The 13,170-nt window shown below is 72.4% G+C and carries 13 protein-coding genes; 7 read left to right on the forward strand and 6 right to left on the reverse strand.

Going from position 1 to position 13,170, the window contains the following annotated elements; all coding sequences use genetic code 11:
* Window positions 1-210 precede the first annotated feature (210 nt).
* The 5 genes from H5V45_RS16990 to H5V45_RS17010 are packed head-to-tail and all read right to left on the reverse strand — an operon-like array spanning window position 211 to window position 4,579.
* On the reverse strand, window positions 211-543 hold the full coding sequence (locus H5V45_RS16990; protein ID WP_185254022.1) for a sec-independent translocase: 333 nt from the start codon (window positions 541-543) through the stop codon (window positions 211-213).
* A 3-nt stretch (window positions 544-546) separates the two neighbouring features.
* Complete coding sequence (locus H5V45_RS16995) at window positions 547-1,701, reverse strand: Mrp/NBP35 family ATP-binding protein (RefSeq protein ID WP_185254023.1); 1,155 nt, start codon at window positions 1,699-1,701, stop codon at window positions 547-549.
* Window positions 1,702-1,747: 46 nt separating this feature from the next.
* A complete protein-coding gene (locus H5V45_RS17000; protein WP_185254024.1) occupies window positions 1,748-2,782 on the reverse strand; it encodes an endonuclease/exonuclease/phosphatase family protein in 1,035 nt (344 codons plus the stop codon).
* A complete protein-coding gene (locus tag H5V45_RS17005; RefSeq protein ID WP_185254025.1) occupies window positions 2,779-3,309 on the reverse strand; it encodes a DUF1003 domain-containing protein in 531 nt (176 codons plus the stop codon). Before H5V45_RS17005 ends, H5V45_RS17000 begins: the two co-directional genes overlap by 4 nt.
* The gene (locus H5V45_RS17010; protein WP_185254026.1) at window positions 3,302-4,579 is read right to left on the reverse strand and encodes a magnesium transporter MgtE N-terminal domain-containing protein; all 1,278 of its coding nucleotides are present in this window, start codon (window positions 4,577-4,579) and stop codon (window positions 3,302-3,304) included. The genes H5V45_RS17005 and H5V45_RS17010 overlap by 8 nt, the downstream gene beginning before the upstream one ends.
* A 77-nt stretch (window positions 4,580-4,656) precedes the next feature.
* Between H5V45_RS17010 and H5V45_RS17015 the strand changes: the two genes are divergently transcribed.
* The 5 genes from H5V45_RS17015 (at window position 4,657) to H5V45_RS17035 (ending at window position 9,343) form a co-directional block, all read left to right on the forward strand.
* Window positions 4,657-5,115 (forward strand): hypothetical protein, encoded by a 459-nt coding sequence (locus H5V45_RS17015; protein WP_185254027.1) that lies wholly within the window; start codon window positions 4,657-4,659, stop codon window positions 5,113-5,115.
* Window positions 5,116-5,186: 71 nt separating this feature from the next.
* Window positions 5,187-6,503, forward strand: coding sequence for a phospholipase D-like domain-containing protein (locus H5V45_RS17020; RefSeq protein ID WP_185254028.1), 1,317 nt, complete (start codon window positions 5,187-5,189; stop codon window positions 6,501-6,503).
* Window positions 6,504-6,510: 7 nt separating this feature from the next.
* Window positions 6,511-8,034, forward strand: coding sequence for a methyltransferase domain-containing protein (locus H5V45_RS22745; RefSeq protein WP_185254029.1), 1,524 nt, complete (start codon window positions 6,511-6,513; stop codon window positions 8,032-8,034).
* Between the two features lie 2 nt (window positions 8,035-8,036).
* A complete protein-coding gene (locus tag H5V45_RS17030) occupies window positions 8,037-8,258 on the forward strand; it encodes a DUF6752 domain-containing protein (RefSeq protein ID WP_185254030.1) in 222 nt (73 codons plus the stop codon).
* Window positions 8,258-9,343, forward strand: coding sequence for a hypothetical protein (locus H5V45_RS17035; protein WP_185254031.1), 1,086 nt, complete (start codon window positions 8,258-8,260; stop codon window positions 9,341-9,343). The genes H5V45_RS17030 and H5V45_RS17035 overlap by 1 nt, the downstream gene beginning before the upstream one ends.
* A 6-nt stretch (window positions 9,344-9,349) precedes the next feature.
* Here the strand turns inward: H5V45_RS17035 and H5V45_RS17040 are convergent, their stop codons facing one another.
* The gene (locus H5V45_RS17040) at window positions 9,350-10,417 is read right to left on the reverse strand and encodes a glycosyltransferase family 2 protein (protein ID WP_185254032.1); all 1,068 of its coding nucleotides are present in this window, start codon (window positions 10,415-10,417) and stop codon (window positions 9,350-9,352) included.
* Between the two features lie 79 nt (window positions 10,418-10,496).
* Between H5V45_RS17040 and H5V45_RS17045 the strand changes: the two genes are divergently transcribed.
* Both H5V45_RS17045 and H5V45_RS17050 read left to right on the forward strand, forming a co-directional pair.
* The gene (locus H5V45_RS17045; RefSeq protein ID WP_185254033.1) at window positions 10,497-11,558 is read left to right on the forward strand and encodes an endonuclease/exonuclease/phosphatase family protein; all 1,062 of its coding nucleotides are present in this window, start codon (window positions 10,497-10,499) and stop codon (window positions 11,556-11,558) included.
* A gap of 192 nt (window positions 11,559-11,750) precedes the next feature.
* Complete coding sequence (locus tag H5V45_RS17050) at window positions 11,751-13,160, forward strand: endonuclease/exonuclease/phosphatase family protein (protein ID WP_185254034.1); 1,410 nt, start codon at window positions 11,751-11,753, stop codon at window positions 13,158-13,160.
* Window positions 13,161-13,170: the final 10 nt, after the last annotated feature.

Here is a 13,170-nt window from a genome sequence, read left to right on the forward strand (position 1 = left end):
ACCTGACCCACGGCGTGTCGGGTGCTTTGTGCGTCATGACGGCGGCGCCGGGCTCGATCACCGCATGGGGTGGTTTCGAGAGGGTTGCTAGCGCAACCTCCTCAACCACCGGAGGTGGTTTCGAGACAGGCGCTAGCGCGCCTTCCTCAACCACCGGGTGGGCGTCTTCCTCAACCACCGGGTGGGCGCCTTCCTCAACCGCCGGAACCGTCAGGTGGCGTCGGCGTCGTACGGCGGGATCTCGCCGTCGTCGAGGGGGGCCAGGCCCCGGCGCTTGGGGCGGGCGTCGGCCTCGGCGTCCTCCATGGCCTCGACGATGTGCTTGCGCACGATGGTGCGGGGGTCGAGGTCGCGCAGCTCGAGGTCGGCGTACTCGGGGCCGAGCTCGCTGCGGAGCTCGTCACGGGCGGAGTTGGCGAACTCGCGGCCCTTGCGGATCATCCGGCCGGCCTGGCGGGCCAGGTCGGGGAGCTTGTCGGGACCGAAGACCAGCACCGCCACGAAGGCGATGACGGCGAACTCCGGCAACCCGACCCCGAACATGTTTCAGAACCTACTGGACGGGGTGAGGCCGAGCTGCATGCCGGCCAGGCCGCGGCCGCGGCCGGACAGCTTGGCGGCGATGCCCTCGAGCTCGACGGCGGCGGGCGCGGTGGGGTCGGAGTCGACGATCGGCTTGCCGACGTCGCCGCCCTCGCGCAGGGAGGTGTCGAGCGGGATCCGGCCCAGGACCGGCACGGTGTAGCCGAAGCGCTCGGAGAGGGTGGCGGCGACGCGGTCGCCACCGCCGGAGCCGAAGATCTGGAGCTGGTGCTCGGGCCCGCAGTGCGGGCAGGGCAGGAAGCTCATGTTCTCGACGACGCCGACCACGCGCTGGTGCATCATCGAGGCCATCGTGCCGGCGCGCTCGGCGACCTCGGCGGCGGCCTCCTGCGGCGTGGTGACGACGACGACCTCGGCGCCCGGCAGGTGCTGGCCGAGCGAGATGGCGACGTCGCCGGTGCCCGGGGGCAGGTCGAGGAGGAGCACGTCCAGGTCGCCCCAGTAGACGTCGGCGAGCATCTGGACCAGGGCCCGGTCGAGCATCGGGCCGCGCCAGGCGACGACCTGGTCGCGCCGCGGCTTGAGCATGCCGATCGAGATGACGGAGACGCCGGTCGAGGTGGGGACCGGCATGATCAGGTCGTCGACCTGCGTGGGGCGGTGGTCCGCGACGCCGAGCATGGCGGGGACCGAGTGGCCGTAGATGTCGGCGTCGACGATGCCGACCTTGAGGCCCTGCTTGGCCATCGACAGCGCGAGGTTGACGGTGACCGACGACTTGCCGACCCCGCCCTTGCCGCTGGCGATCGCGAACACCTTGGTGAGCGAGCCGGGCTGGGCGAAGGGGATCTCGCGCTGGGCCTGGCCGCCGCTGAGGATCTCCTTGAGGCCGGCGCGCTGCTCGGCCGTCATCACGCCGAGCGTCAGGTCGACGTCGGTGACGCCGGGGACGCGGCCGACGGCCTGCGTCACGTCGCGGGTGATCGTGTCCTTGAGCGGGCAGCCCGACACGGTCAGCAGGACCGTCACGCGGACCAGGCCGGCGTCGTCGATCTCGACCGAGTCGACCATGCCGAGGTCCGTGATCGGACGCTTGATCTCGGGGTCGTTGACGGTGGCGAGGGCGGCCTGGATCTGGTCGAGGAGGGGGGTACTCATGATGCCCCGAGTCTAGGCGCTGCCCCTGAGCGGCTCGCGCCCGGCGTCATCGACGGGACGCGGCGCCCGACAGCACGGGGATGCAGACCTCGTCGTCGACCCCGGGAAGGCGGAAGACGGTGCGGACGGCGCGGTGGTCCGACGCGGTCAGCGGCATCACCTGCGACTGCACCGGGACCAGGTCCGCGGAGTGCAGGAGGAAGTCGACGCGCTTGTTCGGCCGCGGCGCCGGGATCGTCTCGCCGTCGCCGGTGCCCACCTGGCCGAAGGAGTCGCCGAGCAGCGACCGGGTCATCGAGATGACGGGGGAGGAGGGCACGGTGTTGAGGTCGCCGCCGAGGACGATCGGCAGCTTCTCCTTGGCCAGGATCGCCATGATCGCGCCCATCTGCCGCAGCCGGAGGCTGTAGAAGCCGGGCTGCAGGTGGGTGTTGTAGACCGCGACCTGGGTCCCGTCGACGTCGACCACCGTGCGCAGCAGCCCGCGCGGCTGGGCGCCGGGCGCGTTCGGCAGCGGGGTGTTGGTCGTGGAGACGATGGGGTAGCGGGAGAGCGTGAGGACGCCGTACTCACCGCCGTCCGGCGGCAGCCAGTTCACGCCGTACGCCGGGTTGAGGTCCAGCCCGGTGGCCAGGGCGGTCGGCTCGTCGGCGTGCCGGACCCGGCCGCGGTTGCGGGAGACCTCCTGCACCAGCGCGATGTCGGGACCCCAGGACTGCAGGGCCCCCGCCATCGCGTCGAGCTGGAGCCGCCCGCCGGCCAGGCCGGAGTGGATGTTGTAGGTGACGACGGTGAGGCCGACGGTGCCGCCGCCGAGGCTCACGCACCGGTCGCCGTTGCTGGTGAGGCCGTCCTCGCGCTGGAGCGGCGGCTGCGCGGGGGCGATCTTCTGCGGGGCGTCGCCGCCGGCCGCCTGCGGGGCGCCGGGGCCGTCGAAGCCGGGGGTGGTGGTCGTCGTCGGCGAGCCGGCCGAGCGGAAGTGCTGGTAGCCGACCAGGGCGCCGATCACCGCGAGGATCGCGACGAGGACGAGGATCGAGCAGAGCTGCTGGGCGTTCTCCTCGTCCTCCGGGGTGCTCATTCCTCACCCGCGCGGGCCGCGTCGGTCCGGTTGCGCTCGTCGAGCTCGCCCAGCAGGGTGCGCAGCTCGGAGCGCAGGAAGTCACGGGTGGCGACCTCGCCGACGGCCATCCGCAGCGAGGCGACCTCGCGGGCGAGGAACTCCATGTCGGCGTGCGCGCGGGCGTTGGCCTGGCGGTCCTGCTCGGCGATCACCTTGTCGCGCGTCTCCTGGCGGTTCTGCGCGAGCAGGATGAGCGGAGCGGCGTACGACGCCTGGAGGCTGAGCATCAGGGTCAGGAAGATGAAGGGGTAGTCGTCGAAGTGCCACGACTCCGGCGCGGCGAGGTTCCACACGACCCACACGACGACGAACGCCGACATGTAGAGCAGGAACCGCGCGGTGCCCATGAAGCGGGCGAACTGCTCGGCGAAGACGCCGAAGGTGTCGGAGTCGTACGCCGGGCGGCGCACGATCACGCGGCGCGTGTCGGCCGGGGTGTCGAGGCGCGAGCCGGGGCGGGCGCCGGTGCGGCGCGCATCAGCCACGGCGCATCACCCCGGCGTGCGGGTTGTGCGAGCGGACGGCGGCGTCCCTCCAGCCGTCCGGGAGCATGTGGTCGAGCAGGTCGTCGACGGTGACGGCGCCCAGCAGGCGGCCCTCGTCGTCGACGACGGGCGCGGCGACCAGGTTGTAGGTCGCGATGTGGGCGGCCACCTGGTCGATGCTCGCGTCGAGGCGCAGCGAGTCGATGGAGGAGTCGAGCGCGGCCGCGACGAGCGTCGACGGGGGCTCGCGCAGCAGCCGCTGGATGTGCGCGACGCCGAGCAGGCGCCCGGTCGGGGTCTCCAGGGGCGGGCGGCAGATGAACACCATCGCTGCCAGCGAGACCGGCAGGTCGGGGTTGCGGACGTGGGCGAGCGCGTCGGCGACCGTCGCGTCCGGCGCCAGGATCACCGGCTCGGGCGTCATCATGGCGCCGGCGGTGTTCTCGACGTACGACATCAGCCGGCGCACGTCCTCGGCCTCGTCGGGCTCCATCAGGCCGAGCAGGGTGGCCGCGGTCTCGGGCGGCAGGTCCGCGATCAGGTCGGCGGCGTCGTCGGGGGACATCTCCTCGAGGATGTCGGCGGCGCGCTCGGAGTCGAGGCGCTCGAGGATCTCGACCTGGTCCTCCTCGGGCAGCTCCTCGAGCACGTCCGCCAGCCGCTCGTCGTCCATCGCGGCGACGACGGCGCTGCGGCGCTCGGCGGGCAGGTCGTGGATCACGTTGGCGGCGTCGGCGGCGCGCATCTCGTTGAGCGCGGCGATCAGGTGGGTGGCGCCCTGGGCGTCCTCGCGGCGGGTCAGGCCCTCGACGTCGCGCCACTCGACGAGGTGGGTCTGGCCCTTGCGGCGGAAGGTCTTCGACGGCTCCTGGACGGCGACGCGGCTGAGCACCCAGTCGCGGGTCCGGGCCTGCTCCATGCCGACGTCGTAGACCGTGCCGGTGACGCCGCTGCTGGGGATCGTGACCTGCCGGTCGAGCATCTGCCCGATGACCAGGGTCTCGGTCGAGCGCTGCTCGAAGCGCCGCATGTTGAGGAGGCCGGTGGTGTACACCTGCCCGCTGTCGATGTTGGTCACCCGGGTCATCGGCACGAAGATCCGCCGGCGCCCGAAGACCTCCGCCACCATGCCGAGGACCCGCGGCTGGCTGCCCTCGGAGCGCAGCGCCACGACGAGGTCGCGGACCTTGCCGACCTGGTCACCCTGCGGGTCGAAGATCGGCAGCCCGACGAGGCGGGCGGCGTAGACGCGGGTGGGGGCGGTGGTCACGGGGTCACGCTACCGGGACCGCGAGCCCTTCGAGCGAACGTCGGCCCAGGACCCTCCCGCGCACCTATACTCGGCAGATGCGGGCACTGATCAGGACCACGATCTCCGCGGCAGCGCTGGTGACGGCGCTCGCCGGCGGGCTGACCGCGTGCGGCGACGACGCGGGCACCGCGGCCGATCCCGGCGCCTCCTCGACGGCGGCGAGCCCCTCGGCCACGACGAGCGACGAGCCCAGTGACGAACCCAGTGACGACCCCGGCGAGTCCTCGTCGTCGGCGACCTCGGAGCCGGCCCCGGACGGCCCGGCCTGCGACGACGTCTGGAAGGCCGGCGAGCGCCTGGCCCGCGGCTACCAGGGCTGCGTGCAGGACGGCGAGTTCGTGAAGCGCGACCTGCTGGGCTGCTCGTCCGGGCAGCGCCTGTCGCGTTACGCCGATCACTTCTGGGCCGCCGTCGGTGGGGAGATCCACGAGACCGAGTCGGTGTTGGACAAGGATCGCGGGTACCGTGACGCGGTCGCGCGTTGCCGCGGCTGACCACCACCGTGCCGAGCGGCTGACCACACCAGCGCCGCCGTACGACCAGCCGATCGAGGGGTACTCCACACATGACCGCCAGGACCATCAAGCTCTTCGTCGCGCTCCTGGTCTGTGTCGGCCTGGTGCTCCCGGCGCAGGCGGCCGTGGCAGCCGAGCCCAAGTTCACGCCCCGCTCGGGCGTGACCTTCAACAACCCGCTGGGTGACGCCCCGACCCGGAACGCGATCTTCAACAAGATCACCCGGTCGATCGACGGCTCGCCCAAGGGCAGCAACATCCGCATCTTCACGTGGAACTTCCTGACCCGCGTCGGCGTCGACGCCCTGCTGCGCGCGCAGCGCCGGGGTGTCCAGGTCGAGCTGCTCATGGCGAAGAGCAACACCACCGAGATCGACAACCGGCCGTTCCGCCGGCTCAAGAACAGCCTCAAGGCCGGCAACGCGCACCGCAAGAAGTCGCGCTACAGCTACGCCAAGGTCTGCGACCACTCGTGCCGCGGCACGGCGGGCACCTCGCACTCGAAGTTCTACCTGTTCTCCCAGGTGGGCAAGGCCAAGCACGTCTACATGCAGGGCTCGGCCAACTACACGGTCGCCGCCGCCACGAACCAGTGGAACGACCTCTACACCCACACCGGCCAGAGCAAGCTCTACCGCTTCGCCCGCAAGGTCTTCGAGGAGGCCTCGCGCGACAAGCCGGTCAAGCCGCCGTACGCCGTCAAGGACTTCGGCCTGAGCCGGATCATGTTCTTCCCGGACATGGGCAAGGACGTGCCGGACCCGGTCATGAGCCTGCTCAACAAGGTCTCCTGCCGCGGCGCGACCAACACAGCGAGCAACCGCACGGTCCTGCGCCTGGCGCCCGACGTCATCCGCAACGAGCGCGGCATGCGCATCGCCAAGAAGCTCCGCTCGCTGTGGGAGAAGGGCTGCGACATCCACATCGGCTACACCGTGCTCGGCGTGAGCATCGCCCGGATGCTGCGCGACCAGAGCGGCCGCGGCCCGGTCCCGCTCAAGCACCTGGTCCAGGACGCGAACCAGGACGGCGAGTTCGACAACTACTTCCACCTCAAGGCGATGTCGATCGTCGGGCACATCGGCAAGAACCGCGGCGACTACATGGTCCTGAACGGCTCGGCCAACCTCTCGGGCCTGGCCCGGGGCAGCGACGAGAACCTCGCGATCTACCACCGCCGCAGCGCGACGCTGAAGTACCAGTCCTACATCAACTACTGGTACGACAACTTCCCGAGCGGCGGGTCGTCGAAGTCCAGCCCGCTGATGTTCGGCGCGGGTCCGGACTACGTGCTCGAGGGCGAGTCGGCGTCGGCTGCCCAGCGGCGCCCGTTCGTCAACCCGTTCGCCCACGTGGACATGGACTGAGCCGTCCGTGACGCAGCGGCCAACCCGCGTACGACGGCTGGATGACGGCGGGCTGCTGCTGTGGACCGGCCGTGACCACGCGGTCGACGTCCTCTTCGGGGGGCACCGGGTGTGGTCCTTCTGGACCCGCCGGGACACCGAGCGCGCCGGACTGGCGCGCCGGGTGTCCTGGCCGCGCCCGATGGAGAAGTACCTCCACGGCCGGTCCCGGGTCGTCGTGCGCGACTCGGGCACCGGGCAGGTGCTCTTCGACGACGACGTGACGTTCGGCTCCGGCACGGACGAGATCCGGTTCGTCAACGACGCGGGCGTCGAGCTCGGGATCGACAAGTCGGGGCGGATGGTCCCGACGTTCGCGACCCGGAGCAAGGCCGACGTCTCCGCGCTCGTCGACGCCGTCGAGGTCGTGCTCGAGGCGCTGGCCGGCGCCGGGCTCAAGCCCTTCCTGGCCTACGGCACCCTGCTCGGCGCGGTCCGCGAGGGCGCCGTGCTGGGGCACGACTCGGACGCGGACGTCGGCTACGTCAGCGAGTTCACGACCCCCGTCGACGTGGTGCGCGAGTCGTTCCGCGTCCAGCGGGAGCTGAACCGCCTCGGCTGGCGGACCTCGCGCTACAGCGGCGGCGCCTTCAAGATCGACGTCCCCGAGGAGGACGGCGTGATCCGCGGGCTCGACGTCTTCGGCGGGTTCATGGACGGCGGCCGCCTCTACCTCATGGGCGAGGTCGGCGTGGACTTCGAGCCCGGCTGGATCCACCCGCTCACCACCGCGACGCTCGAGGGCCGCGAGCTCCCGGTCCCCGCCCGGCCGGAGAAGCTGCTCGAGGCGATGTACGGACCCGGCTGGCAGGTGCCCGACCCGGCCTACCAGTTCTCCACGCCCGACCGCACCACCCGCGCGCTCGACGACTGGTTCCGCGGCACCCGGCCGATGATCAAGCACTGGCAGCGCCGCGCGTCCGCGACCCCCGAGCTGCCGAGCGGCCGCTCCGGCCTGGCCAAGGTCGTCGGGCAGTACGCCGTGGACACCGGTGCCCACGTCCTGGACGTCGGGGCCGGTCGCGGCCGCGACAGCCTCTGGCTGGCGCGCCAGCACCTCGAGGTGACGGCGTACGACTTCGTGCCGCGGGCGCTGCGCACCGTCGTCGCCCGGGCCGAGCAGGAGGGCCTCGACCTCGACGTCCGGATGCTCAGCCTCACCGAGTGGCGCGCCGTGATGGCCGAGGGTGCGCGGCTCGCGCACGACCCGCGACCCCGTGTGCTGATGGCCCGCCACGTGCTCGAGGCCACGACCATCGTCGGGCGCGAGGCGCTCGTCCGCCTGGCCTCGATGTCGCTGCGCAGCGGCGGTCGCCTCTACCTCGACTTCCACGCCGGCCCGCAGGCCGACCCCCCGCCCTGGGTGGTCGGTGCGGTCGACCCGGAGCGGGTGGAACGGCTGGTCCGCCGGGCCGGCGCCCGCGTCGTCGAGGTCGACGAGGTGCGGGTCAAGAACGGTCCACCGGTGACGAGACTCATGGGAGAGTGGTGAGCATGGCGTTGAGACTTCCCCTGCGCAGGAGCGGCGCGTCCGACCAGGTCGCCCAGCTGGAGCAGCGGGTCCAGGACCTCGAGGCCGACCTGGCCGAGCTCCGGCGGCACCACCTGCGGCTCGGTGAGCTCGCGGACGTCGTCCAGGAGCTGCTGGTCCCGCTGGCCTCGCGCGACGAGGAGGTCGTCCAGCAGGCCATCTCGCGCTACCACGAGAGCCTCTAGTGGTCGATCGGATCTTCGTCCACATCGGGCTGCCGAAGACGGCGACGTCGTACCTCCAGACGATCCTGTGGTCGAACCGTGACGCCCTGCGCGAGCAGGGGATCGTGCTGCCCGGCGCCGAGCGCCGCGACCACCTGTGGGCCTCGCGGACCGTGCGCAACGACCGGCACGCCGCGCACGCGCCCGAGGAGCACCGCACGGCGTGGCCGCGGCTGCTGGCCGAGCTCGCGGACACCCCCGGCACCGGCCTGATCAGCCACGAGTTCTTCGCCGCCGCCTCGCGCAAGCAGGCCCGCGCGATGGTCGAGGCGCTGCCCTCGCCCGAGGTGCACCTGGTCGTGACCGCCCGCGAGCCGCTGGGTCTCTTCGCGGCGAGCTGGCAGGAGAGCCTCAAGAACGGCGAGACCACCCCGCTGGCCGACTACGCGCGCGAGGTCTCGCGCAGCTCCAACGCGATCTGGAACTGGCGCACCCTCGACCTGCGCCTGGTGCTGCAGCGCTGGAGCGCGGCGGTCCCTCCGGAGCGGATCCACGTGCTGGTGCTCGACCCGGGTGCTCCTCGCGACGACGTCTGGAACCGCTTCGCCGGGATCCTGGGCCTCGACCCGGCCAGCTGCGACCTGTCGGGCTCGTTCCCCAACTCCTCCATGGGCGTCGTCGAGGCCGAGACGCTCCGGCGCATCAACGGGCGGCTCGAGGGCTTCACCAAGGCGCTGGACAAGGGCGTCTACCTGCGCACCTTCCTCGCCGACGAGCGGCTCGTGCCCCGCGGGGGCGACCGCTTCTGGCCGGAGCCCGACCAGATCGAGGAGTGCCGTCAGCGCGCCCGCGACGCGGTCGTGCACCTCGCGGACGGCAGCTTCGACGTGGTCGGCGACCTGGCCCACCTGCTGGTGCCCGAGGAGCTGGAGGAGCGGCGGGTGCCGGCCTCGGTGACCGACGCCGAGGTGGCCGAGGTCGCGGTCGACCTCGTGGCCGTCCTCATGGGCGACGTACGCCGGCTGCGGCGACGCCAGCGTCGCCGCGACGACGCCTCCCCGGTGCGCTCGGCCCTGCGCCGGCTGCGCCCGCGCGCCGAGGACTGACCCGGCTCAGGGGCGGCGCGAGCCCGGCAGCCGGTCGCGCAGCCGGGCCACCTTGCCGCCGCCGCCGCCCTCGCCGCCCGCGCCCTGCTCCACCGCGTGGAAGGGCCGCTTGGGCTGGTCGCGAACCGCCGCGAGCCGGGACTCGAGCTCCTGGAGGGCGCCGGCGGGCAGCGCCCGGGGTGTGCGCGCCGCGTGCAGCGGGTCGACGGTCTCGAGCAGCCCGAGGTCGCGCAGCGTCTCGACGTCGTCACGGGTGGTGCGCTCGTAGATCCTGCGGAGGTAGGTCTCCCGGACCTCGTCCGGGAGGTCCTTGCCCACCAGCGCGGCGAGGGCGTCGGCGGTGATGCCGCGGTTGGGGCGGAACTGCGCCTTCCCGGCGGAGGACAGGGCCGCCCACTTGCGGGCGAACTCCTCGCCCGAGATCGAGTCGTAGTGCAGCACGGCCAGCCCGGGCGCCCGGTGGCCCTCGGCGATCCGCCCCTCGTCGTCGACGGCGTTGTGCAGCGTGAGCCGCAGCCCCGAGCCGGGGCGGACGCCGGCCTTGCCCTTGACGTGGCCGTGGAAGTAGACGGTGTTGCTCGGCTCCGTGATCACCCCGAGGGTGAAGAGGAGGTGGAGGTCCTGCTGGTCGAGCAGCCGCTTGAAGAGGGTCGGGGGAGCGTCGACGTGCCACTGGCTGACCGCCTCGAGCGGGTCGAGGCGGAGCGCGCCGGTGTCGGCCGGCACCGCGGCCAGCAGGTCCGGATCGACCCGGGCGACCTCGTCCCCGTCGACGTGCACGACCCACTCGGCCCAGGCGAGGTCGCGCACCGCGTCGAGGACGACGTTGGCGTTGATCCGCTGGCGGACGTTGAGACCCGCGGGCCGGTCGTCGCGCCACCAGCCGGCGCGGCCCGTGGGCACGGCCGTCACGTGGGGGTGGGCGTCCAGCTCGGCGCGCACCTCGGCCTGCCCGGGGTCCTTCGGGGCATCGAGGAAGACGACCATGTGGTCCACGCCGGAGGCGAGGTTCGCGGCCACGAAACGGCGTACGTTCGGCAGGGAATCCCTGATGGTCGAGGCCGTGAGCAGCATGCGGCGGAGCCTAGCGAACGGCTCCGGTGGGGCTCCGGACGAAGCCGTCGGCCCGGTCGCCCTGTGTTAACGTCCCTCGGTGCCCACCCCCGTCCACCGCGCGCCTGATCGGGCGCGCCCGCGCCTGCTGGCCGCGCTGACCGCGTTCGTCTGCCTGGCCGTCGTGGCGACCGCGATCGCCTCGACGAGGCTGTCCGACGACCCGGCGCCGACGCCCTCCTCGGACGCGTCGCCGGTGGCCGCCGAGCTGGCGGACACCACCGTCGCCGGCAAGGACGCCCAGCCGGTCCGCAAGCAGCGGCCGATGCGGATCGTGCCGGGCATCGTCTTCCACCGGCTGCCCCCGCCGCCGAAGCCGTCCAAGAAGGACCTCGCCGACAAGGCCGAGGCGCTGGCCCCGGCCGGCGGCCCCTTCGACGTGCACATCGGCACCTTCAACGTGCTGGGCAGCCAGCACTCGGTCAAGGGCGGCGACAAGCCGAACTACCCGCCCGCCTCGGTCCGGACGGCCCGCACCGCCGACCTGATCGCCCAGCACGGGGTGCGGGTGCTCGGCACCCAGGAGCTGCAGGACGACCAGCTGCGCGACCTGCAGGCGCGCACCGGCTTCGCGGCGTACCCCGGCTTCTCGTGGGGGACCCTCGAGACCGACAACTCGATCCTGTACGACCCCGACCTGTACGAGTTCGTCTCCGGCAGCAAGTTCACGATCACCTTCGTCGGCCGCCCGCGGCCGCAACCGATCCTGCGCCTGCGCGACCGGGGGACCGGTCGCGAGTTCTACGTCGTCAACACCCACCCCTCGCCCGGCGGCGGACGCGCACTCGCCGAGCGCCGGCGGGCCCAGGCGATCACCGTCGGCGTGATCAAGCAGCTCAAGGCGTCCGGGCTCCCCGTCTTCGCGACCGGGGACATGAACGACCGCCAGGAGTTCTACTGCCAGGTCGTCACCCCGGCGCAGATGACGGCCCCGAACGGCGGCAGCACCGCGGGTGGCTGCCACCCGCCGCCGATGCCGATGCCGGTCGACTGGGTCGTCGGCAGCGGCGCCACGTGGAGCAGCTACTGGCGCGACGTGCGCACCACCGAGCAGAAGATCAGCGACCACATCTTCGTCAGCGCGCTCGCGCACGTCGGCTGAGAAAACCCGTCCACGCCCCGGATCCGGCCGCGGACCGGGCCCTGCACCCGACCCCGGATCCGGGCCCGAGAACTACACGTCTGTAGTTCGTCCGAACTCGTTGCCACGGTGCTGATGTTGCTGGTGTGATGGATGGGATCAAGGTCCCGGGAGCGATCCGGGGGACCCGTCAGAGCATCAGGAGACGGCATCGTGAAGTCCCACCGCACCCCCTCGACCACCTCGCCCCGCGCCCGACGACGGACGGCGGCGGCGGTCGCCGTCGCGGCCCTCGGCCTCAGCGGCCTGGCCGTCCTCGGCGGTGCACCGGTGCAGGCGGCGGACGGCCGGACCGCCCCCGCAGCGACGTCGGGCAAGGCGAAGGACACCGTCCCCGCCGAGGTCGTGATGGTGCAGGCGAACATCAAGACCGGCATGACGCTCAACCGCTTCCAGTCCGACGTCCGCACGGTGCTGGCCCCGAGACCCGACTTCGTGACCTACAACGAGGTGCCGCGCCGCAACGACCTGGTCCTGGCCCCCGCCGGCTACGCCATCTGGCGCACGCCCGGCGAGTACACCGGCGCCGTGCCGGTCGCGTGGCGCGAGGACACCTGGACCGCCATCGCGCAGGGCACGGTCCGGGTCAGCAACTACCGCAAGATCCCGCCGAAGCGGCACACGATGCTCGGCCTGCGCTACGCCAACTGGGTGACGCTGTCGTCCGTCGACGGGCGCACCGTCTCGGTCGTCTCCACCCACGTCCCGCCCATCGTCAACGGCATGCCCGACCTGCGCCGCCGCACCGTGAAGAAGATCGGCGCACTCGTCACCGAGCTCAAGGGCAGCGGTCCGGTGCTCGTCGGCGGCGACTTCAACCTGCACTACAAGAGCGCGGCCTACCCCCGCGACGTGCTGACCGGGGACGGCATGGTGCCGACGTACGACGCCCTCGGCAGCTACTTCCCGACCGGCGACCACCAGGGCATGACGATCGACTACATCTTCGCCACCCCGGAGGAGCAGATCCAGGTCGTCGACCAGCGCGCGGTGGAGCTCTACTCCGACCACGACGCCCTCGTCGCCGGGCTGAACTGGACGGTCGACGCCCCCACCGAGACCACGGCCGTCACCAACGTGCCGTCCGGCAGCACGGCCGAGAAGCGCCTCGTCGTCAAGCAGGTCGTCCGCTCGCTGCGCCAGTCCGTCGCCGGTGACACCGTCGACCTGGTGACGTCCAACCTCCTGCTCACGAAGGTCTCCGACGCCGTCAAGGCGGCCGTCGCGCGTGGCGTCTCCGTGCGGGTGATCACGCGCAGCCCCGTGCTGACCTCGGTCGAGCAGGGCCTGGCCGCGGCGATCGGGACGACCACCGGCACCGGCACCGGCGTGCGCCAGTGCGTCGACGTCTGCGCCCAGACCTGGGCCGACGCCGGCGCGCCGACGACGATGCTGCTGCACCTGGCCGCCACCGGCGCCCCGACGCTGCGGGTTGACGTGAACGGCGTGCTCGACCGGACCGCGGTCACCTCCACGCGCTCGGCGACGCTGCGGACCGGCAACATCGGGCTCGCCCAGGCGCAGGACTACCTCGCCCGGTTGGACTCCACCACGCCGCAGTAGCGGGCGGCGG

It is taken from the genome of Nocardioides luti, from assembly GCF_014212315.1.
GTDB lineage: Bacteria > Actinomycetota > Actinomycetes > Propionibacteriales > Nocardioidaceae > Nocardioides > Nocardioides luti.

What these genes read in the sequence shown, in the direction of transcription:
- H5V45_RS16990 (WP_185254022.1), bottom strand. Translation starts at nt 543, where the DNA reads ATGTTCGGGGTCGGGTTGCCGGAGTTCGCCGTCATCGCCTTCGTGGCG.
- H5V45_RS16995 (WP_185254023.1), bottom strand. Translation starts at nt 1,701, where the DNA reads ATGAGTACCCCCCTCCTCGACCAGATCCAGGCCGCCCTCGCCACCGTC.
- H5V45_RS17000 (WP_185254024.1), bottom strand. Translation starts at nt 2,782, where the DNA reads ATGAGCACCCCGGAGGACGAGGAGAACGCCCAGCAGCTCTGCTCGATC.
- H5V45_RS17015 (WP_185254027.1), top strand. Translation starts at nt 4,657, where the DNA reads ATGCGGGCACTGATCAGGACCACGATCTCCGCGGCAGCGCTGGTGACG.
- H5V45_RS17020 (WP_185254028.1), top strand. Translation starts at nt 5,187, where the DNA reads ATGACCGCCAGGACCATCAAGCTCTTCGTCGCGCTCCTGGTCTGTGTC.
- H5V45_RS17030 (WP_185254030.1), top strand. Translation starts at nt 8,037, where the DNA reads ATGGCGTTGAGACTTCCCCTGCGCAGGAGCGGCGCGTCCGACCAGGTC.
- H5V45_RS17040 (WP_185254032.1), bottom strand. Translation starts at nt 10,417, where the DNA reads ATGCTGCTCACGGCCTCGACCATCAGGGATTCCCTGCCGAACGTACGC.